At 66.6% G+C, this 17,205-nt stretch carries 22 protein-coding genes; 9 read left to right on the forward strand and 13 right to left on the reverse strand.

The window, feature by feature from the left end:
• Window positions 1–27: 27 nt before the first annotated feature.
• The 3 genes from ahpF to FFS62_RS02925 form a co-directional block, all read right to left on the reverse strand.
• Window positions 28–1,584 carry an alkyl hydroperoxide reductase subunit F gene (ahpF, locus tag FFS62_RS02915; RefSeq protein ID WP_137971306.1) on the reverse strand — a complete coding sequence of 519 codons (1,557 nt, stop codon included), beginning with the start codon at window positions 1,582–1,584 and terminating at the stop codon, window positions 28–30.
• 137 nt (window positions 1,585–1,721) lie between these two features.
• On the reverse strand, window positions 1,722–2,285 hold the full coding sequence (gene ahpC, locus FFS62_RS02920; protein ID WP_137971307.1) for an alkyl hydroperoxide reductase subunit C: 564 nt from the start codon (window positions 2,283–2,285) through the stop codon (window positions 1,722–1,724).
• Window positions 2,286–2,429: 144 nt separating this feature from the next.
• Window positions 2,430–3,038: a PilZ domain-containing protein gene (locus FFS62_RS02925; protein ID WP_137971308.1), complete on the reverse strand. Its 609-nt coding sequence runs from the start codon at window positions 3,036–3,038 to the stop codon at window positions 2,430–2,432.
• Between the two features lie 165 nt (window positions 3,039–3,203).
• Here FFS62_RS02925 and FFS62_RS02930 point away from each other — a divergent pair, with 165 nt between their 5' ends.
• The 8 genes from FFS62_RS02930 to FFS62_RS02965 all read left to right on the forward strand — a co-directional run bounded on the left by FFS62_RS02930 (window position 3,204) and on the right by FFS62_RS02965 (window position 9,029).
• Window positions 3,204–3,653, forward strand: coding sequence for a flavodoxin (locus FFS62_RS02930; RefSeq protein ID WP_137971309.1), 450 nt, complete (start codon window positions 3,204–3,206; stop codon window positions 3,651–3,653).
• Window positions 3,653–4,120: a cupin domain-containing protein gene (locus tag FFS62_RS02935; protein WP_137971310.1), complete on the forward strand. Its 468-nt coding sequence runs from the start codon at window positions 3,653–3,655 to the stop codon at window positions 4,118–4,120. The genes FFS62_RS02930 and FFS62_RS02935 overlap by 1 nt, the downstream gene beginning before the upstream one ends.
• A 96-nt stretch (window positions 4,121–4,216) precedes the next feature.
• On the forward strand, window positions 4,217–4,993 hold the full coding sequence (locus tag FFS62_RS02940; RefSeq protein WP_137971311.1) for a class II aldolase/adducin family protein: 777 nt from the start codon (window positions 4,217–4,219) through the stop codon (window positions 4,991–4,993).
• The gene (locus FFS62_RS02945; RefSeq protein ID WP_137971312.1) at window positions 4,990–5,895 is read left to right on the forward strand and encodes an alpha/beta fold hydrolase; all 906 of its coding nucleotides are present in this window, start codon (window positions 4,990–4,992) and stop codon (window positions 5,893–5,895) included. Before FFS62_RS02940 ends, FFS62_RS02945 begins: the two co-directional genes overlap by 4 nt.
• Entirely contained in the window at window positions 5,874–6,404 is a 531-nt protein-coding gene (locus FFS62_RS02950; RefSeq protein ID WP_137971313.1) for a DUF1569 domain-containing protein, read from the forward strand. Before FFS62_RS02945 ends, FFS62_RS02950 begins: the two co-directional genes overlap by 22 nt.
• Window positions 6,405–6,529: 125 nt before the next feature.
• A complete protein-coding gene (locus tag FFS62_RS02955; protein WP_137971314.1) occupies window positions 6,530–7,126 on the forward strand; it encodes a hypothetical protein in 597 nt (198 codons plus the stop codon).
• Between the two features lie 109 nt (window positions 7,127–7,235).
• Complete coding sequence (locus tag FFS62_RS02960; RefSeq protein ID WP_137971315.1) at window positions 7,236–8,147, forward strand: SDR family oxidoreductase; 912 nt, start codon at window positions 7,236–7,238, stop codon at window positions 8,145–8,147.
• Window positions 8,148–8,261: 114 nt separating this feature from the next.
• On the forward strand, window positions 8,262–9,029 hold the full coding sequence (locus FFS62_RS02965) for a crotonase/enoyl-CoA hydratase family protein (RefSeq protein WP_137971316.1): 768 nt from the start codon (window positions 8,262–8,264) through the stop codon (window positions 9,027–9,029).
• A 43-nt stretch (window positions 9,030–9,072) separates the two neighbouring features.
• Here the strand turns inward: FFS62_RS02965 and FFS62_RS02970 are convergent, their stop codons facing one another.
• Together FFS62_RS02970 and FFS62_RS02975 are read right to left on the reverse strand one after the other, a co-directional pair.
• Window positions 9,073–9,885, reverse strand: coding sequence for a SirB1 family protein (locus tag FFS62_RS02970; RefSeq protein WP_137971317.1), 813 nt, complete (start codon window positions 9,883–9,885; stop codon window positions 9,073–9,075).
• Window positions 9,886–9,963: 78 nt separating this feature from the next.
• Window positions 9,964–10,296, reverse strand: a complete 333-nt coding sequence (locus tag FFS62_RS02975) for a hypothetical protein (RefSeq protein WP_137971318.1) — start codon at window positions 10,294–10,296, stop codon at window positions 9,964–9,966.
• 231 nt (window positions 10,297–10,527) lie between these two features.
• Between FFS62_RS02975 and FFS62_RS02980 the strand changes: the two genes are divergently transcribed.
• A complete protein-coding gene (locus tag FFS62_RS02980) occupies window positions 10,528–11,358 on the forward strand; it encodes an ATPase (RefSeq protein WP_137971319.1) in 831 nt (276 codons plus the stop codon).
• A 59-nt stretch (window positions 11,359–11,417) separates the two neighbouring features.
• Here the strand turns inward: FFS62_RS02980 and FFS62_RS02985 are convergent, their stop codons facing one another.
• From FFS62_RS02985 to FFS62_RS03020, 8 genes are all read right to left on the reverse strand, one after another.
• Window positions 11,418–12,005 (reverse strand): putative glycolipid-binding domain-containing protein, encoded by a 588-nt coding sequence (locus FFS62_RS02985; RefSeq protein ID WP_137971320.1) that lies wholly within the window; start codon window positions 12,003–12,005, stop codon window positions 11,418–11,420.
• A 121-nt stretch (window positions 12,006–12,126) separates the two neighbouring features.
• On the reverse strand, window positions 12,127–12,465 hold the full coding sequence (locus FFS62_RS02990; protein WP_256662104.1) for a HopJ type III effector protein: 339 nt from the start codon (window positions 12,463–12,465) through the stop codon (window positions 12,127–12,129).
• Window positions 12,465–12,758: a DUF1244 domain-containing protein gene (locus FFS62_RS02995; protein WP_137971321.1), complete on the reverse strand. Its 294-nt coding sequence runs from the start codon at window positions 12,756–12,758 to the stop codon at window positions 12,465–12,467. Before FFS62_RS02995 ends, FFS62_RS02990 begins: the two co-directional genes overlap by 1 nt.
• Window positions 12,759–12,918: 160 nt before the next feature.
• Window positions 12,919–13,290, reverse strand: coding sequence for a dihydroneopterin triphosphate 2'-epimerase (gene folX, locus FFS62_RS03000; RefSeq protein WP_137971322.1), 372 nt, complete (start codon window positions 13,288–13,290; stop codon window positions 12,919–12,921).
• Window positions 13,291–13,845: a GTP cyclohydrolase I FolE gene (gene folE / locus FFS62_RS03005; protein WP_137971323.1), complete on the reverse strand. Its 555-nt coding sequence runs from the start codon at window positions 13,843–13,845 to the stop codon at window positions 13,291–13,293.
• 10 nt (window positions 13,846–13,855) lie between these two features.
• Window positions 13,856–14,566: a dihydromonapterin reductase gene (gene folM / locus FFS62_RS03010; protein WP_137971324.1), complete on the reverse strand. Its 711-nt coding sequence runs from the start codon at window positions 14,564–14,566 to the stop codon at window positions 13,856–13,858.
• A gap of 90 nt (window positions 14,567–14,656) precedes the next feature.
• Window positions 14,657–15,220, reverse strand: a complete 564-nt coding sequence (locus FFS62_RS03015; RefSeq protein WP_137971325.1) for an antibiotic biosynthesis monooxygenase — start codon at window positions 15,218–15,220, stop codon at window positions 14,657–14,659.
• Window positions 15,221–15,425: 205 nt separating this feature from the next.
• Window positions 15,426–16,949 carry a fumarate hydratase gene (locus tag FFS62_RS03020; RefSeq protein ID WP_137971326.1) on the reverse strand — a complete coding sequence of 508 codons (1,524 nt, stop codon included), beginning with the start codon at window positions 16,947–16,949 and terminating at the stop codon, window positions 15,426–15,428.
• Between the last annotated feature and the right edge of the window lie 256 nt (window positions 16,950–17,205).

Raw genomic sequence — 17,205 nt, forward strand, 5'->3', positions numbered from 1 at the left:
GGGCCCTTTGTCTTTGCGGCGTAGCGATCAGCTCGTGCGGATCAGGTGGTCGAAGGCGCTCAGCGAAGCCTTGGAACCCTCGCCCATGGCGATGACGATCTGCTTGTACGGCACGGTGGTCACGTCGCCGGCGGCGAACACGCCGGGGATGTTGGTGGCACCCTTGGCATCGACGATGATCTCGCCGAAGCGGCTCAGCTCCACGGTGCCCTTCAGCCAGTCGCTGTTGGGCAGCAGGCCGATCTGCACGAAGATGCCTTCCAGCTCGACGGTATGTACGGCGTCGCTGGTGCGGTCCTTGTAGACCAGGCCGGTGACCTTCTGCCCGTCGCCCTTGACCTCGGTGGTCTGCGCGCTCTTGATCACGGTGACGTTGGGCAGGCTGTACAGCTTCTTCTGCAACACGGCGTCGGCACGCAGGGTGTCGGCGAATTCCAGCAGGGTCACGTGGGCGACCAGGCCGGCCAGGTCGATGGCCGCTTCCACGCCGGAGTTGCCGCCGCCGATCACCGCCACGCGCTTGCCCTTGAACAGCGGACCGTCGCAGTGCGGGCAGAAGCACACGCCCTTGGCCTTGTATTCCTGTTCACCGGGCACGCCCATCTCGCGCCAGCGCGCGCCGGTGGAGAGGATCACGGTCTTGGCCTTGAGCGAAGCGCCATTGTCGAACTGCACTTCATGCAGACCGCCTTCGCTGCTGGCCGGCACCAGGGCGCTGGCGCGCTGCAGGTTCATGATGTCGACTTCGTATTCCCTGACGTGCTCTTCCAGGGCGCGGACCAGCTTCGGCCCTTCGGTTTCCTTGACCGAGATGAAGTTCTCGATGGCCATGGTGTCCAGCACCTGACCACCGAAGCGCTCGGCGGCGACGCCGGTGCGGATGCCCTTGCGCGCGGCGTAGATGGCTGCCGCGGCACCGGCCGGGCCACCACCGATGACCAGTACGTCGAAGGCCTCCTTGGCGCTCATCTTCTCGGCATCGCGGCTACCGGCCTTGGTGTCGATCTTGGCGAGGATTTCCTTCACTTCCATGCGGCCGGAGGCGAACACCTCACCGTTCAGGTAGATGCTCGGCACGGCCATGACCTGGCGGCGCTCGACCTCTTCCTGGAACAGCGCGCCGTCGATGGAGACGTTGCGGATGTTGGGGTTGAGCACGGCCATCAGGTTCAGCGCCTGGACCACGTCCGGGCAGTTCTGGCAGGACAGCGAGAAGTAGGTCTCGAACTCGAACTTGCCTTCGATGGCCTGGATCTGGGCGATGGTCTCGGCGTCCAGTTTTGACGGATGACCGCCGACCTGCAGCAGGGCCAGCACCAGCGAGGTGAACTCGTGGCCCATGGGGATACCGGCGAAAGCCACGCCGATATCGGCGCCCGGGCGAACCAGGGCGAAGGACGGACGGCGCGCATCGCTGCCATCGGTCTTGAGGGTGATCTTGTCGGTCAGGCCGACGATGTCCTTGAGCAGTCCGAGCAGTTCCTGGGACTTCTCGCCGTCATCGAGGGACGCGACGATCTCGAACGGCTGGGTGACCTTCTCGAGGTAGGCCTGCAACTGGGTTTTAAGAGTGGCATCCAACATGACGGGGTTCCTATTACGAATTTCGGACAAACAAACGCCCGGGCGGATCGCGCCCGGGCGTTCGGGCACTTGGAGGGCTGGATCTCAGCCCGCAAAGCGCAAGACGGTTGGGGCCAGGAAGGCCCCGGGGCAGATACTTAGATCTTGCCGACCAGGTCCAGCGACGGAGCCAGGGTCTTCTCGCCTTCTTTCCACTTGGCCGGGCAAACCTGACCCGGGTTAGCGGCGGTGTACTGAGCGGCTTTCAGCTTGCGCAGGGTCTCGGAGACGTCGCGAGCGATTTCGTTGGAGTGGATTTCCAGGGTTTTGATCACGCCGTCCGGGTTGATCACGAAGGTGCCGCGCAGAGCCAGGCCTTCCTCGGCGATGTGCACGCCGAAAGCGTTGGTCAGCTGGTGGGTCGGGTCACCGATCAGCGGGAACTTGGCTTTGCCAACGGCCGGGGAAGTCTCGTGCCACACCTTGTGCGAGAAGTGGGTGTCGGTGGTGACGATGTACACCTCGGCACCGGCCTTCTGGAACTCGGCGTAGTTGTTGGCGGCGTCTTCGATCTCGGTCGGGCAGTTGAAAGTGAAGGCAGCCGGCATGAAGATCAGGACGGACCACTTGCCTTTCAGGCTCTGCTCGGTGACTTCGACGAACTCGCCGTTGTGGAAAGCGGTGGTCTTGAAGGGTTGAACCTGGGTGTTGATCAGGGACATTGAGAGAACTCCTGTTGGGGGTTGGTAACTTGATGCTGCGCATACTAACCGCAGTATCCGTAATCGCTAAATTGAATGAAGGCATCAAGACGATTGGTTCGGTCTATGTGCCTGCATCTAAAGAGTGGCAGCGATCTATGACGCTCAGCCGGCGATCTGCAATTGCGGATGCCGTTGGCGATACTGCTCGAAGATGTACTGGCGGATGCGCTCGGCATGTTCGCCGTGATGCACCTGCAGGCCATAGGCGGCGCGATGACGGCCGATGCGGCGAATGCGCTGGCCCTTGATCGGCAGGCTTTCCTGCCCCGGCAGCGGTAGCCACAGGCTGAATTTCTCCGGCGGCTCGCGCATGGGCGAGCCCAGCACCAGGCTGGTGGGCGCCAATTCATAGACCAGCAGGCCGCTTTCGGCACCGCCGACGTCGCGCAGGGCCAGTGGTTCGTCAAGTTCCAGGCGCCACGGGCGACGGACTGCACCGTCCTCGAAGATGCTTGGCGCGCCCATTTCCAGCTGCAGGCCGTGCAGTTCGTCTTCCACCATCTGCAGCGGAAAAGTCATCCGGCAACCATCCATCTGCGCCTCCAGGCTGAGCCTGGCGTGGCTGCCCAGGCGGGCGAGCAGGGCGTTGGCCTGGGGTCCGCCGTCCACCTTGAAGGCAGGAATGGGCAAAGGCTTGCCAATCAATTGGCTGTTGAAGACTTCCCTGATGAAGTTCAGCTCTTCGCTGGACAGGGTAGGTTGGTCGGACATGGGGGGCCCCTCCGAGGGCTGCTCGCCAGATACTGCAAGCAAGAAATGCGCCTTCTGGAGGCGGACGAACACATGGGGTGGGACGGCTGCACGCCGGGTGAGTTCCCCGGCAGGCGACATGCGGCATAATGCGCGGCGTTTTTTCTGGAATCTGCGGAGTGCTGCATGAAAGTCGCCATTTTGTCCGGTTCGGTCTACGGGGCCGCCGAAGAAGTCGCCCGTCGCGCCGTCCAGGTGCTGGAAGGTGCCGGTTTCGAGGCCTGGCACAAGCCCGGCGTGGCGCTGGATGAGGTGCTGGCCTTCGCTCCCGAGGCGATCCTGGTGGTCACGTCCACCACCGGCATGGGCGAGTTGCCCGGCAATATCCAGAACCTCTACTACGCCATCCGTGACCGTTTCCCGGCCTGGAGCGGCCTGGCCGGCGCGGTGATCGCCCTGGGCGACTCCAGCTACGACGTGTTCTGCGGCGGTGGCGAGCAGATGCGCGAACTGCTGCTGGAGCTGGGCATGCGCGAGGTACAGCCGATGCTGCGCCTGGATTCCAGCGAGTCGGTGACGCCGGAAGAGGACGCCATGCCCTGGCTGGCCGAACTCGCCCAGGTGCTGAAAGGCTGATGCACCCGCGCGCCGTCGAGCTGATCCGCGAGCTGCAGCTGGCCGCGCATCCCGAGGGCGGCTACTACCGGCGCCTGTTCACCTCTGCGTTGCGGGATGCCGATGGTCGCGCCGCGTCCAGCGCCATCCTGTTTCTGCTGCCGGGCGGTGTGATCAGTCGCTGGCATCGGGTCGACGCGGACGAGCTGTGGCATTACCACGAGGGCGCGCCGCTGGAGCTGCTGGTCGCGCAGACGCCGGACCGGGTGCGCAGCGAGCGGCTCGGCCCGGTGGCGGTCGACCAGCTGCCGCAGCGGGTGGTGCCGGCGCTGGCCTGGCAGGCCGCGCGCAGCCTGGGCGATTTCACCCTGGTGGGCTGCACGGTGGCGCCGGAGTTTCGCTTCGACGGCTTTCGCCTGCTGGCCGATGATGCGGCGGCCTTGGCGCTCTGGCCGCGCCTGGCGGGCGACTATCCCGAGCTGCTTTGACCCGCTCGGCCACTAGGCTGGCCTGCAAGGCGACTGGTGGGTGGCCCGTCGCTCGCTAGACTCCTCGGCACAACGACAAATGCCGAGGTACCCGCCGTGAACGCTCCGCTCAATCTCCCCGATGTGAAGAGTCAGGTTTCCGCTGCCGAATGGCAGACCCGCGTCGACCTGGCCGCCTGCTACCGCCTGATCGCCCTGTATGGCTGGGACGACCTGATCTTCACCCATATCTCGGCGAAGATCCCGGGCAGCGAAGAGTTCCTGATCAACCCCTACGGCCTGATGTTCCACGAGATCACCGCGTCGAGCCTGGTGAAGATCGACCTGGCCGGCAAGAAGCTGATGGACAGCCCCTACGACATCAACCCGGCCGGCTACACCATCCACAGCGCCGTGCACGAGGTGCGCCACGACGTGGCCTGCGTGCTGCACATCCACACCGCCGCCGGCATCGCCGTTTCCGCGCAGAAGCAGGGCCTGCTGCCGCTGTCGCAACAATCCTTGTTCGTGCTGGCGAGCTTGGCCTACCACGGCTACGAGGGGGTGGCGCTGAACCACGACGAGAAGAGCCGCCTGCAGCACGACCTGGGCGACAAGAACTTCATGATCCTGCCCAACCATGGCCTGCTCACCGCCTTCGGCAGCATCGCCGACGCCTTCCTCGGCATGTTCACCCTGCAGCGCGCCTGCGAGATCCAGGTCATGGCGCAGAGCGGCGGCACGGAGCTGATCCATATTCCGCAGCAGATTCTCGATGGCGCCCGCGCGATGATCGCCGGCGTGATGAAGAGCCCCACGGGGATGGGCGGCGCGTTGCCCTGGCCGGCGCTGCTGCGCAAGCTCGATGCGCAGATGCCGGGCTACGCCGAGTGAGTACCTTGCCGGGCATCGGCCTGGACGACTGGCGTTCGCGCAGTCGCGGCTTCAGTTTCAACGGCCAGGCCATTCGCTACTGGACGGCGGGCGAGGGCGAGCCGCTGCTGCTGATCCACGGCTTCCCCACCGCCAGCTGGGACTGGCACTACCTGTGGCAGCCGCTGGCGGCCAAGTACCGGGTGATCGCCTGCGACATGCTCGGCTTCGGCTACTCGGCCAAGCCGCGCGAGCATGTCTACAGCCTGCTGGAGCAGGCCGACCTGCAGCAGGCGCTGCTGGCCCATCTGGGCATTGGCGGGCCGGTGCATGTGCTGGCCCATGACTACGGCGACAGCGTGGCCCAGGAGCTGATCGCCCGTCATCAGGAAGGCCGCCTGCAACTGGCCAGTTGTGTGTTCCTCAATGGCGGTTTGTTCCCCGAGACCCACCGCCCGGTGCTAACCCAGAAGTTGCTGCTCAGCCCGCTCGGGCCGCTGCTCGGCAGGCTGTTCTCGCGCAGCAAGCTGAAGGCTAATCTGACCAAGGTGTTCGGCCCACAGACGCCGCCCAGCGACAGCGAGCTGGACGCCTTCTGGGAGCTGATCGCGCACAACGACGGCCCGGCGGTGATGCACCGGCTGATCCGCTACATCCTCGATCGCCGCGTCAATCGCGAGCGCTGGGTCGCGGCGATGCAGGAGACGGCGGTGCCGCTGCGGGTGATCGACGGCGCGCTCGACCCGATCTCCGGGGCGCACATGGTGGCGCGCTATCGCGAGCTGATCGCCAACCCGGACACGGTTTTGCTGGAAGCCATAGGCCACTATCCGCAAACCGAGGCACCCGCAGAGGTGCTCGCTCACTATCTGGAATTCCGTGAACGCTGGGAGGCGCAGGTATGCAAAGACGCACTCTGTTGAAAGGCGCCGCCGTGGGCGGTGCCGTGGCGCTGGGCGCCGGGTTCTGGGCATTGCCCAGCGGCGCCGCACCGGCGGCATTGAGCCTGGACGGCGCGCGCCAGGTGCTGGCCGGCCTCAAGGGCCAGGCGCTGACCAGCATCCAGGGCTGGACCCCGACCGAGGTGTTCAACCACTGCGCGCAGAGCATCGAGTATTCGCTGGACGGCTACCCGGAGCTGAAGCCGGCCTGGTTCCGCCACAGCGTCGGCCCGGCCGCCTTCGCCGTGTTCAGCGCCCGCGGTGCCATGCGCCATCCGCTGACCGAGGCGATCCCCGGCGCCGCCCCGCTGGCCGAGCCGGCCAGCCAGGAACTGGCGCTGCAGCGCCTGCAGCTGGCCTTCGAGCGTTTCGCCGCGCACCAGGGCGAGCTCAAGCCGCACTTCGCCTATGGCGCCCTCGACCATGCGGAATACGCCCAGGCTCACGTGATGCACTTGTACAACCACCTGAGCCTGATCAAGCCGGCCTGATTTCTGGCCTTCCAGAGGCCTGCAAGCGCCGTCTCGCCTGACGACCGTTGATCCAACGACTCGAACATCGGCGCAGGCGGCGCAGTCGTTTTCAGGGTATGCACTCCATCTTCGAGGTGATACCCATGAACAAGAAACCGCTTTCCGCGTTGCTGTTCAGCGCCATGCTGACCGGCCTGTCCCTGCCTGCCCTGGCCGAAACCGATTCCACCGGCCCGACCGTACCCGGCTCGACTTCGCCCACGCCGGCGGAGGTGCCGGGCAATAATTCGCCCAATGGCAGCGATACCGGCACCTTTACCCCCGGCTCGCCGACCGGCACCGACAATGGCGTCAGCAACGACAGTGGCCTGGGCAACGATGCCCCCGGCATGAACGGTCCCGGCACTGGCAATGGCACCGGTCTGGGTAACGACAGTGGAACCGGTACCGGGACCGGTACTGACAGCGGTAGCGGAATCGGTAATGGCACCGGCACCGGCACCGGCACGGGTATGGGTACTGGTAGCGGCTCGGGCAGCACCGCGCCCGGTACTACTGGCGGCGGCACCGGGACTGGCACCGGTACCGGCAGCAGCACGGGCGGCACCACTGGCGGCGGAACCACCGGTGGCGGCACTTCGGGCGGCAGCACCGGTGGTGGAGCTACTGGTGGTTCGACTGGCGGCGGCAGTACTGGCGGCGGCGCTGCTGGTGGCGGCGCGGCCGGTGGTGGTCAGTAACCACGCATAAGGTCGCATTATCGGCCGTCATTCAGGCAGGCCGCGCGCCTTGTGGGGCGAGCGGTATCTGCCTGAAACTCGGGGTTTCGCAGACTGCCGAGGAGCCCTCATGAGCGAAGCCATCCGTTTCCAAGATCAAGTGGTCATAGTCACCGGTGCCGGCGGCGGTCTGGGCCGCGCCCACGCGCTGCTGTTCGCCAAGCATGGCGCCAAGGTGGTGGTCAACGATCTGGGTGGCAGCACCCACGGCGAAGGCGCCAACGCCTCGGCGGCGGACAAGGTGGTGGCCGAGATCCGCGCCGCCGGTGGCGAGGCCGTGGCCAACCATGATTCGGTGACCGATGGCGGCAAGATCGTGCAGTGCGCGCTGGACAGCTTCGGCCGCATCGACGTGGTGGTGAACAACGCCGGCATCCTGCGCGACAAGTCGTTCCACAAGATGGAAGACGCCGACTGGGACCTGGTCTACAAGGTCCACGTCGAGGGCGCCTACAAGGTCACCCGCGCCGCCTGGGAACACCTGCGCGAGCAGCAGTACGGCCGCGTGATCTTCACCGCGTCCACCTCCGGCATCTACGGCAACTTCGGCCAGTCCAACTACGGCATGGCCAAGCTGGGCCTGTACGGCCTGACCCGTACCCTGGCCATCGAGGGCCGCAAGAACAACGTGCTGGTCAACGCCATCGCCCCCACCGGCGGCACGCGCATGACCGAGGGCCTGATCCCGCCGCAGGTGTTCGAGCAGCTCAAACCGGAACTGGTCAGCCCGCTGGTGGTGTACCTGGGCAGCAACCAGTGCCAGGACACCGGCGGCCTCTACGAAGTCGGCGGTGGCTGGATGGGCAAGGTGCGCTGGGAGCGCAGCCTGGGTGCCGGCTTCGATCCGAAGACCGGCTTCAGCCCGGAAGACGTGGCCGACAGCTGGAAGCAGATTGGCGACTTCGAAGGCGCGGCGCACCCGGACGACAACGTCACTGCCCTGCGCGAGATGATGGCCAACCTGCAGAAGCACGCGGGCTGATCCGCCAGCGACACGGGGGAATCGGCCAGCGGGCTGTTTTCCCGGCGGCGCGGAGTTAAGTTGAAGGCCGGCAGCGATGCCGGCCTTTTTCGTTTCCGCCTTCTGGAGCCCGCCATGAGCCTGATCGTCGAACACAACGGCCCGGTCACCATCCTCATCCTGGATCGCCCCCAGGTGCGCAACGCCGTGGACCGGCCCACGGCGGATGCCCTGGCCGCGGCCCTGCGGGCGTTCGAGGCGGATGACTCGGCGCGGTTGGCGGTGCTCACCGGCAGCGGTAGTACCTTCTGCGCCGGCGCCGACCTGGGTGCGGTGGCCGAAGGCGGCGAGCGCAGCAATCGGCTGCAGGTCGAGGGCGATAGCCCCATGGGACCCAGTCGCATGCAGCTGAGCAAGCCGCTGATCGCCGCCATTGAGGGCCATGCCGTGGCCGGCGGCCTGGAGCTGGCGCTGCTGGCAGACTTGCGGGTGATGGCGACGGACGCGGTGCTCGGCGTGTTCTGCCGGCGCTTCGGCGTGCCGCTGATCGACGGCGGCACCGTGCGCCTGCCGCGCATCATCGGCCAGGGCAGGGCCCTGGACCTGATCCTCACCGGGCGTGCGGTGCATGCCGAGGAGGCGCTGCAGATGGGCCTGGTCAACCGGCTGACGCAGCCGGGACAGGCGCGGGCCGTGGCCGAGACACTGGCGCTGGAGATCGCCGGCTTCCCGCAGCGCTGCATGCTGGCCGACCGCGCCAGCGCCTACGGCCAGTGGCAGCTGCCGCTGGACGAGGCCCTGCGTGCCGAGTTCCGCGGCGGCATGGCGGTGGTGGAGAGCGGCGAGACCCGTGCCGGCGCGCGGCGTTTCAGCGAGGGCGCCGGTCGCCACGGCGAGTTCTGAGCGAGACAGATATTGGTGCGCTGTACTACGCGCGTCGAGCGGCCTAGTGCAGCGCCGGCGTGCGCCCCATGCGACCCAGTTCGTCGAGGCGCTGGGCTAGGCGCACCCGATCGTGCTCGTCGTCGCACAGCAGCAGGGCGCGCTCCAGGTCGAAGCGCTCGGCCTGTGGGCAGTCCAGCTCGTGGTAGATGGCGGCGCGCAGCAGATGGTCGCTGCTGTTCGGCGGCGCCAGCAGGATGATGCGCTCGGCGTCCTTGAGCGCGGCCATGTGGTCGCCAGCGGCGCCGTGCAGGTGGCAGAGGTTGCGCGACAGGCGCAGCAACAAGGCGCGCCCGTCACACACCTGGAAATGAGTGGCGCCCAGCTCGGCGTTGGGCCCGGCGACACGGGCCAGCAGTTCGCGGCAGTCGCGGGTATACAGGCGGCGGCCGTTGCAGGGATCGAGCAGGTGGTCGGCGCCTGGCACGCGCAGCAGCAGGTGGCCGGGGAAATTCACCGCCTGCAGCGGAATATCCAGGCGCTGGGCCAGTTCCAGGGCAATCAGCGCCAGCGACAGCGGCTGGCCACGGCGGCGTTGCAGCACCTGATGCAGCAGCGCGGCGCGCGGGCGCAGCGGCAGGTCATCGTCTTCGTGGAAGTCCAGCTCGCCCAAGCGCCGCAGCAGCGGCTGGGCCAGGTCCGGGCCGGCCAGGTTGGGCAGGCCGGCGGCTACCTGCTGGCGCAGGTTGGCGAATTCGCGCAGCACCTGCTCCGGCTGCAGCGTCGGCTCATGCTCGGCGGCGATGTACAGGGCCGCCCGCAGCAGCGCGGGCGGGTCGGATTCCACACAGGTCAGCCAGGCGGGGCGAGCGGTCATGCGGTTCTCCGTGACGAGACGCGTGAGCAGACTATTGCCCGTCCGGCTCGGCTCGTCCAGTCACTTTCCGCGCGCGGCTCAGGCGTAGACGCGCTGGCCGCGGTACATGCGCACCGAGTGGCCGCGCTGTTCGGCGTCGATGTCCTGGGGCGCGCTCGGCTGTTCCGGCAGCTCGTGGCCGCGATACTGGCGCGCCGGATGGGCTGGTGCGGGGGCTGTCGCGGCGCTGTCGCTCAGCTCGGCCAGGCGGATGCCCAGCCTGCGGGTGTCCTGATCGCTCGAGCGCAGGCAGGCGAGGAGCATGGCCTCGACCGCATCCGGCTGGCTCAGGCGGATGTCCACGGACAACTCCTCGCGCAGACGGCGGCGCAGCGACTGCATGCAATCGAGAACGGCTTTGTTCAGTTCCATGACGGCTCCCTCGTATCGGTTGCTCGGCGCGAAGACTCAGGTTCAGGCCAAAGCAAGGCGCATACCAGAACGCCGGAGCGGCGAACTGTGCGGGCCTTCACAGGTCCATAGGCGGCCGGCTGCCCGACGCTGGTGCAGGTTGCACTGGTCTGGCGCCCGCTGAAGGCGAGCCAGCGAACCGGGTATACTGGCCGCCATCCGTTTTGCCTTTCCGTATTTCTGAAGGTTTCTATGCGCAACGACGCCCACGACGAACTGGACCACGTGCCCAGCCTGACCACCGACCCGCGCGACCGTGACGACTATCAGCTCGGCTACCAGGCGCCCGCCCAGAGCCATGCGTCCCGCAGCAACGCGCCCAGCTACCCGCAGGTGGAACGGCGCCGTGGTTTCGGCACCGGGCCGCTGTGGGCGCTGATCGGCGCGCTGGTCATCGCCCTGGGTGGCCTGAGCTGGTGGAGCTACCAGCAGGTGCTGCACATGCAGGAGTCGATAGTGGCGACCCAGGACGCCTTCGCTCGCATCAGCGAGGAGGCCGCCGGGCGTATCCAGGACATCTCCGGCAAGGTGGTGGCCACCGAATCCAGCGTCACCAGCGACAGCGAGGCCCTCAAGCTGCGGGTCAAGCAGCTGGAGACCAAGCTGGCCGAGCTGAGCAAGCAGCAGCAGAACGTGGCCGGCCAGCAGAGCGGGCAGGGCAAGCGTATCGACCAGCTGGCCGCCGACCTGAAGACCCAGCAGAGCTCGACTGCCCAGTTCGATGGCAAGCTGGACAAGCTGGCCAGCGAGCAGAAGAGTGGCCTGGCCGGGGTCGGCAAGCTGCAGGATCAGCTCAAGGGCCAGGCCGCCGACATCGAGGCGCTGAAGAAGAGGGGCGATCAGAGCCAGGTCGTGCGCAGCCTGGAGCAGGACCTGCTGGTGCTGCGCAGCGAGCTGGAGAACCGTCCGGCGCCGAGCAACAACACCGCCGAGTTCGATGCCTTCCGCGCCCAGGTCACCCGCAACATCAATGGCCTGCAGGCCCAGGTGCAGAACCTGCAGCAGCAGCTCAACAGCCGCTAAACCCTGCAGATGGAAAAAAGCCCCGCCTAGGCGGGGCTTTTTCATTCTGGCGACTTGGCCTAGGCGCAGTTGGCGTGGCGCAGCGTCTGCCGGCTGGTGCGGATGAACTGGCCGATGGCCTGGACCAGCAGGTCGCCGTCGTCCAGGGTCAGCTCGCAGGGCGCGTGGCCCTCGGCTTCGCACAGGTACACGGCATGGCTGGCCTGGCGGTGCAGGCACTGGTAGCGCTGCTGGCGCGCCTCGACCCGCAGGCTGAGCAGGTCGACATGGGCTACCGAGACCCGTTCGCTGTCGCCGACGGCGAGGGCGCCTTGCTGCAGCAGCGGGGTATGGGTAAAGGGCGAGGCGGACAGCATCACCTGCTGGCACTCGGCGAGATCCTCGCGCAGGCGGCCGTCGAGAAACCAGTTGCCGCGGATGTCGCGATGCAGGTCGAGGCTGCGCTGGCCGTGGTTGTCCACCTTCAGCCACAGGCGGCGGAAGCGCCAGCGCTCGTCGTACTTGAGGGTATAGGTGGCGACGATGCTGTTGCCACGGATGCTCTGCATCAGGTGGCTGCTGGCATTCACCCCGTCGCTGGCGATATCCAGGTTGAGGTGTTCGACGCCGGGGTTGGTCCAGGGCTTCCAGACCACGCTCTGTTGCATCCTTGCACTCCTCCGCTCAAGGCGCGCCGGCATCCTGCCGCGCTAGATGAGCCAGAGGATACGGCGCTCGCTGCGCGCTGTCTGTCAGCCAAAGCCGACAGATGCGCAGCTTGTTGCGCACTCAGGCCTTGCGCTTGAGCGGTTGCTGGGCGAATTGCACGCCACCCAGGCCGGTGTCCTGCAGGGCGCGGATATTGGCGTGGTCGTTGCCTTCCGGCGTGGCCAGCACGGAGCGATAGTGCTCGCCGAAGGCGCGCAGGGTCTCTTCCAGGCTGAGGCCTTCGAGCAGGGCCAGGCCGAGGGTCTTGCACGATCCCTCGTTCTGCCCGGCGGCGCTCTCCACGGCGCCGTTGCGGAAGGCGCTGGGCTGGTAGTCGTAGTGTTCGGCGACGAAGGCCAGGGTCTCGGCGAACTGGAACTGCTCGCCGTGCAGGCGGGCGCGGAAGTCTTGCAGGCTCATCAGTGCTGGTTTCCTTTGTCGAAGGCGGCCTGCTGCTCGGCAGTGGCCTCCTTCTGGTATTGGGCTTTCCACTCGGCATAGGGCATGCCGTAGACGACCTCGCGGGCCTGTTCCATGTCGACGGCCACGCCCTGCTCATCGGCGGCGGCCTTGTACCACTTGGACAGGCAGTTGCGGCAGAAGCCGGCGAGGTTCATCAGGTCGATGTTCTGCACGTCGGTGCGTTCACGCAGGTGCTGGACCAGGCGGCGGAAGGCGGCGGCTTCCAGCTCGAGGCGTTGTTGTTCGGTCATACAGGCTCCTTGTCATCGGAAGCGGATTCAAAGTCTCGCGAGCTAGAGCCAGGCTAGGCGGGAAAGGGGCGAGGGCGCGGAGTTTACATGACGTAAATGAGCACCCGAGGTCCTTTTCCAACGACGCATGGCCGACGCGCAGCAGACTTTGGGCCGCTTCTCAGCGGTGGGCGGCGAGGGTGATCGACACCGACTCGGCGAAGCGCAGGGCGTGCAGCTTGTCCACTTCCACCTCGGCGTAGCGCACGGCCGGGTTGGCCATGACCAGGTCGAGGATTTCCTGGGTCAGGCGCTCGAGCAAGGCGAAGCGGTTCTCCTCGACATGGCGGATCACCGCCTTGGTGATGGTGCGGTAGTTCAACGCGTGGTCGATGTCGTTGTCGCGCACGGCCTCGTCGGCCGGGTAGAGGATGGTCAGGTTGATCAACACGTCCTGCTTGTTGTTGATCTCCTCCTCCTTGATGCCGATGAAGGTGCGCAGGCGCAGGTCCTTGACCCGGATGCGCGCCATCCCAGGTTCCAGTCGCGGCATTTACTTGCTCCGTCCGATCAGTTGCAGGAATTCCTGGCGAGTGTTGCTGGACTCGCGGAAGGCGCCCAGCATAACCGAGGTGAGCATCTGCGAGTTCTGCTTTTCCACCCCGCGCATCATCATGCACATGTGCTGCGCCTCGATCACCACGGCCACGCCGGCGGCGTTGGTGACGCTCTGGATGGCCTCGGCGATCTGCCGGGTCAGGCTCTCCTGGATCTGCAGGCGGCGCGCATACATGTCGACGATGCGCGCCACCTTGGACAGGCCCAGCACCTTGCCGGTGGGGATATAGGCGACATGGGCCTTGCCGATGAAGGGCAGCAGGTGGTGCTCGCACAGCGAGTACAGCTCGATGTCACGGACGATCACCACCTCGTCGCTGGTCGAGGCGAACAGTGCGCCATTGACGATCTCTTCCAGCGACTGGGCGTAGCCATGACAGAGGTACTGCATGGCCTTGGCGGCGCGCTCGGGCGTGTCGCGCAGGCCTTCGCGCTGCGGGTCTTCACCGAGGCCGAGGAGGATTTCGCGGTAGTGCTGCGGCAGGTTCATGGTGCGGTCCTCAGACCAGGTGGCGACCGCCGTTGACGGTCAGGGTGGTGCCGGTGACGTAGGGGTTGTCCAGCAGGTAGCGCAGGCTCTGGTAGATCACCTCGGCGCCGGGCTCGAAGCCCAGAGGTGTCTCGGCCAGGCGCCTGGCGCGGTACTCGGCATCGTCGCCCTCGTTGAACTGGATCAGCGCCGGGGCGATGCCGTTGACCTTGATCTTCGGTGCGAATCGCGCGGCGAACGACTGGGTCAGGCTATCCAGGCCGGCCTTGCTGGCGCAGTAGGCGGGGCGCTTGGCGCTGCCCTTGCGCGAGACGTCGTCGCCGAGGTGGACGATGTCCGCCGGGCCGCCGTGGCGCAGCAGCGCCTCGCAGTGCAGGTTGATCAGGTAGGGCGCGAGCATGTGCACGCTGACCATGCGCTGGAACACCTCGGCCTCGTGGCCCGGGGTTTCCGTCTCCCAGTCCGAGGCGTTGTGCACGATGGCACGCAGGCGCTCGGTTTGGCCTTTCAGCTGCTCGATAAAGGCGAGGATGCCGGCCTCGCTGGAGAAGTCCGCCTGCAGCGCGATGGCGCCGCGCTCGCGCAGGCGCTGCACGCCCTCGCGCTCGCTGCGGTAGCTGAAGATCACCGGCTGGCCGTCGTCGAGCAGGCGCTCGGCGCAATGCAGGCCGAGGCGCTGGCCGGCGCCGGTGATCAGGATGGGGGCAGCGGGGGCACTCATGCGGGAGCTCGTCGATCGGACTGGATCGGCCAAGTAAACCCCAGGCCCCGCTGCGCTACAACCATGCGCAGCGTGGGGGAAAGCGCCGCTTCAGGGTGTCTGCAGCACTTCGTCCGCCTGGCGCGCGCGGCGACCTTGCAGCCAGGGATCGAGCAGGTGGGTGGAGAGCGGGATGAACCAGTAGGTCATCAGCGGCGTGAGCAGCAGGGTGCTGAGCAGCACGCGCAGCACCAGGGGCCACTCGGCCATGAAGCCGCCGAACAGCAGGTTGAAGGCCAGCGACACCGGGAAGAACGCCAGCCAGATGGCCACGCTCTGCTTCCAGCGCGGGGGGCGGCGCAGGGCGTTGCCGAACCAGGCGTCCAGGCCGCTGACACGACGTTCGTGGGGCTGGGCGAACAGGCCGCTGCCACGCTGCAGCCAGGCGCGGCGCGAGGCGGAATGCTCCCAGGCGGCGAGGGTGGCGGCATCGGTGAAGCGGAAGATGATCTGGAACTCGTCGTCCTCGGGCGGTGGGGCGAGGACGCCGGAGCCGAGGTAGCCGGGGAAGTCGGCGGCGAGTTGCTGGCCTTCGTGCAGCCAGGCGCGGAAATCCTGGAAGCACTCGCGCGGAACGCGGCGTGCCACCAGCATGGTGACCGGATCGGTAGACATCGTGTATCTCCACAGCGACAGGCGCGGCCCGGGTAGGGCGGTGCGCGGTATGGCCCGCCGGGGTGATGGCGGAACATAGAATTAGGTCAATGTTATTGCCGTTTATGGAGGATGACTAGAGGCGTGTCCGTGGCAATTCGGCCAATGGTCGGGCAAAAGAAAAAGCCCGGCACTAAGGCCGGGCTTCCTTGCAGCGCGGGTGCGCTTACTTCACTTCCACCGCCAGGCTTTCGGCGATCTTCTTGTTCCAGATCGCCGGGCCGGTGATGTGCACGGACTCGCCCTGGGTGTCGACGGCCACGGTAACCGGCATGTCCTTCACCTCGAACTCGTAGATCGCTTCCATGCCCAGCTCGGCGAAGGCCAGCACCTTGGACTTCTTGATCGCCTGGGCGACCAGGTAGGCGGCGCCGCCGACGGCCATCAGGTACACGGCCTTGTTGTCGCGGATCGCGTCGATGGCGATCGGGCCGCGCTCGGACTTGCCGATCATGCCCAGCAGGCCGGTGCTCTCGAGGATCTGGCGGGTGAACTTGTCCATGCGGGTGGCGGTGGTCGGGCCGGCCGGGCCCACCACTTCGTCACCGACCGGATCGACCGGGCCAACGTAATAGATGAAGCGGCCTTTCAGGTCGACCGGCAGCTCTTCACCCTTGTTCAGCATGTCGACCATGCGCTTGTGCGCGGCGTCGCGGCCGGTGAGCATCTTGCCGTTGAGCAGCACGGTCTCGCCCGGCTTCCAGCTCTGCACTTCTTCCGGGGTGATGGTGTCGAGGTTGACGCGGCGCGCGCTCGGGCCGGCTTCCCAGACGATTTCCGGGTAGGCGGACAGGTCCGGCGCTTCCAGCTCGGCCGGGCCGGAGCCGTCGAGCACGAAGTGGGCGTGACGGGTGGCGGCGCAGTTGGGGATCATGCACACCGGCAGGGAGGCGGCGTGGGTCGGGTAGTCCATGATCTTGACGTCGAGCACGGTGGTCAGGCCGCCGAGGCCCTGGGCGCCGATGCCCAGCTGGTTGACCTTGTCGAACAGCTCGAGGCGCATTTCCTCGATCTTGTTCTGCGGGCCACGGGCTTTCAGCTCATGGATGTCGATATGCTCCATCAACACTTCCTTGGCCATCACCGCAGCCTTCTCGGCGGTACCACCGATGCCGATGCCGAGCATGCCCGGCGGGCACCAGCCGGCGCCCATGGTCGGTACGGTCTTGAGCACCCAATCGACGATCGAGTCGGACGGGTTGAGCATGGCCATCTTCGACTTGTTCTCGGAGCCGCCGCCCTTGGCCGCGACGTCCACTTCCACCTTGTCACCGGGGACGATGGAGTAGTGGATCACCGCCGGGGTGTTGTCCTTGGTGTTCTTACGCGCACCGGCCGGGTCGGACAGGATCGAGGCGCGCAGGACGTTCTCCGGCAGGTTGTAGGCGCGACGCACGCCCTCGTTGATCATGTCGTCGACGCTCATGGTGGCGCCGTCCCAGCGCACGTCCATGCCGACCTTGACGAATACGGTGACGATGCCGGTGTCCTGGCAGATCGGGCGGTGGCCGGTGGCGCACATGCGCGAGTTGATCAGGATCTGCGCCATGGAGTCGCGCGCGGCCGGGGACTCTTCCTTCAGATAGGCCTCATGCATGGCCTGAATGAAGTCGACGGGGTGGTAATAGGAGATGAACTGCAGGGCATCGGCGACGCTCTGAATCAGGTCGTCCTGCTTGATCACGGTCATTTGGGCGCTCCTCTATCAGGGAACATCTATAAGGAAACGCCGGACCACGACCCGGCGCAACTGCAAAAAATTGTCGGGAGCGATTTTTGACGTCGCCCGCGACGGCCCGCAGGGTGGCCGCCAGGGATGGCGGGCCACAAAAAAGGCGGCGCAGTATAGCGCGCTGGCAGGGACCGGCACAGCCGCGCGGGCTGGCCGATGGTCGCGGGCGCGCTATCAATTTCACTACTACGGGGGTAGAGTTGGGCAAGGTGCC

This window comes from Pseudomonas sp. F(2018) (assembly GCF_005508865.1).
Lineage (GTDB): Bacteria > Pseudomonadota > Gammaproteobacteria > Pseudomonadales > Pseudomonadaceae > Aquipseudomonas.

Bases quoted from the DNA above. Each gene is read 5' to 3' on its own strand.
- ahpF (WP_137971306.1), bottom strand. From the start codon at position 1,584: ATGTTGGATGCCACTCTTAAAACCCAGTTGCAGGCCTACCTCGAGAAG.
- ahpC (WP_137971307.1), bottom strand. From the start codon at position 2,285: ATGTCCCTGATCAACACCCAGGTTCAACCCTTCAAGACCACCGCTTTC.
- FFS62_RS02925 (WP_137971308.1), bottom strand. From the start codon at position 3,038: ATGTCCGACCAACCTACCCTGTCCAGCGAAGAGCTGAACTTCATCAGG.
- FFS62_RS02930 (WP_137971309.1), top strand. From the start codon at position 3,204: ATGAAAGTCGCCATTTTGTCCGGTTCGGTCTACGGGGCCGCCGAAGAA.
- FFS62_RS02935 (WP_137971310.1), top strand. From the start codon at position 3,653: ATGCACCCGCGCGCCGTCGAGCTGATCCGCGAGCTGCAGCTGGCCGCG.
- FFS62_RS02950 (WP_137971313.1), top strand. From the start codon at position 5,874: ATGCAAAGACGCACTCTGTTGAAAGGCGCCGCCGTGGGCGGTGCCGTG.
- FFS62_RS02955 (WP_137971314.1), top strand. From the start codon at position 6,530: ATGAACAAGAAACCGCTTTCCGCGTTGCTGTTCAGCGCCATGCTGACC.
- FFS62_RS02960 (WP_137971315.1), top strand. From the start codon at position 7,236: ATGAGCGAAGCCATCCGTTTCCAAGATCAAGTGGTCATAGTCACCGGT.
- FFS62_RS02965 (WP_137971316.1), top strand. From the start codon at position 8,262: ATGAGCCTGATCGTCGAACACAACGGCCCGGTCACCATCCTCATCCTG.
- FFS62_RS02970 (WP_137971317.1), bottom strand. From the start codon at position 9,885: ATGACCGCTCGCCCCGCCTGGCTGACCTGTGTGGAATCCGACCCGCCC.
- FFS62_RS02975 (WP_137971318.1), bottom strand. From the start codon at position 10,296: ATGGAACTGAACAAAGCCGTTCTCGATTGCATGCAGTCGCTGCGCCGC.
- FFS62_RS02980 (WP_137971319.1), top strand. From the start codon at position 10,528: ATGCGCAACGACGCCCACGACGAACTGGACCACGTGCCCAGCCTGACC.
- FFS62_RS02985 (WP_137971320.1), bottom strand. From the start codon at position 12,005: ATGCAACAGAGCGTGGTCTGGAAGCCCTGGACCAACCCCGGCGTCGAA.
- FFS62_RS02990 (WP_256662104.1), bottom strand. From the start codon at position 12,465: ATGAGCCTGCAAGACTTCCGCGCCCGCCTGCACGGCGAGCAGTTCCAG.
- FFS62_RS02995 (WP_137971321.1), bottom strand. From the start codon at position 12,758: ATGACCGAACAACAACGCCTCGAGCTGGAAGCCGCCGCCTTCCGCCGC.
- folX (WP_137971322.1), bottom strand. From the start codon at position 13,290: ATGCCGCGACTGGAACCTGGGATGGCGCGCATCCGGGTCAAGGACCTG.
- folE (WP_137971323.1), bottom strand. From the start codon at position 13,845: ATGAACCTGCCGCAGCACTACCGCGAAATCCTCCTCGGCCTCGGTGAA.
- folM (WP_137971324.1), bottom strand. From the start codon at position 14,566: ATGAGTGCCCCCGCTGCCCCCATCCTGATCACCGGCGCCGGCCAGCGC.
- FFS62_RS03015 (WP_137971325.1), bottom strand. From the start codon at position 15,220: ATGTCTACCGATCCGGTCACCATGCTGGTGGCACGCCGCGTTCCGCGC.
- FFS62_RS03020 (WP_137971326.1), bottom strand. From the start codon at position 16,949: ATGACCGTGATCAAGCAGGACGACCTGATTCAGAGCGTCGCCGATGCC.